The sequence below is a fragment of the Microbacterium schleiferi genome (assembly GCF_038150145.1).
Taxonomy (GTDB): domain Bacteria; phylum Actinomycetota; class Actinomycetes; order Actinomycetales; family Microbacteriaceae; genus Microbacterium; species Microbacterium schleiferi_B.
The window spans coordinates 1-1,247 of the sequence record NZ_JBBWSA010000020.1 but is presented as its reverse complement, the minus strand read 5'-3'; the positions used below and the strand labels follow the sequence as shown (position 1 = coordinate 1,247).

Genomic DNA, 1,247 nt, shown 5'->3' with positions numbered 1-1,247 from the left:
TGGGCTGACCCCGTTTTGTAGGTCCGGTCGTTATGTGAGTCGCCCTGTCGCCCGAGGGTTCGGGCAGGGAGACTGGTCAGATCATGACGAACAGCAGGAAGCGTCACACCCCGGAGCAGGTCGTCCGCAAGCTCGGACAGGCCGACAGGATGCTCGCCGACGGCAGTGACATCGCGGCAGTGTGTCGCGAGCTCGGGGTGTCCGAGCAGACGTACTACCGGTGGCGCAACCAGTACGGCGGGCTGAAGGCCGACGACGCGAAACGCCTCAAGGAGCTCGAGAAGCAGAACGCCACCTTGAAGCGGCTGCTGGCCGAAGCGGAGTTGGAGAAGGCCGCGCTCAAGGAGTTGGCTGAGGGAAACTTCTAGGCCCGGACAGACGCCGCGCCGCCGTCGCTCACCTGATCAGGACACTGCAGGTGAGCGAGCGGATGGCGTGCCGTCTGGCCGGGCTGAGCAGGTCCGCGTACCGTCGCCCGCTCAAGGGCGACACGGCCGCCGACCCGGATAGGGCGTTGCGGGACTGGTTGCGTGCGTACGCAAAAAAGCACCCGCGGTGGGGATACCGCAGGGCGTACCACGACGCTCGCGGCGAGGGCTGGGCCGTGAACCACAAGAAGATCCAGCGGCTCTGGCGCGAGGAAGGCCTCCGCGTCCCTGGGCGACGTCGCCGCAAACGCGTCGGTTCCTCGACCATCGATGCCCCGGCAGCGGTCGCGCCGAATCTCGTGTGGGCGGTGGACTTCCAGTTCGATGCCGATGAGCAGGGCCGTGCGATCAAGATCTGCTCCATCGTCGACGAGCACACCCGTGAATGCATCGGCGGGCTTGTCGAGCGGTCGATCACCGCGGACCGGCTCACCGCGCACCTCGAGGACCTCGTCGCCGTCCGCGGCGCTCCCGCGGTGCTCAGATCCGACAACGGCCCGGAGTTCATCAGCGACGCGATGGCCGACTGGGCCGGCACCCGCACCGGCCTGTTCTACATTCCGCCCGGCTCGCCCTGGCACAACGGGTACGTCGAGTCGTTCAACAGCCGTCTCCGCGACGAATGCCTGAACATCAACAGCTTCTACTCGCTCCTGCACGCCCAGGTCGTGATCGGCGACTGGAAGACCGAGTACAACCACGACCGCCGGCACTCATCGCTCGGATACCTCGCACCCGTCGACTACGCTCGGCAATGCACCCATCAAATCGAAACCGACGACTCGCACAGCGACCGGACCGAATGACGGGGGCAGCCCA

General features: G+C 66.5%; 1 protein-coding gene. It reads left to right on the top strand.

The window, feature by feature from the left end:
• Positions 1-83 precede the first annotated feature (83 nt).
• A protein-coding gene (locus AADH62_RS14525; RefSeq protein ID WP_341579584.1) for an IS3 family transposase occupies positions 84-1,234 on the top strand; the annotation gives its coding sequence in 2 pieces (ribosomal slippage) (positions 84-354 and positions 354-1,234; 1,152 coding nt in all).
• Positions 1,235-1,247 lie beyond the last annotated feature (13 nt).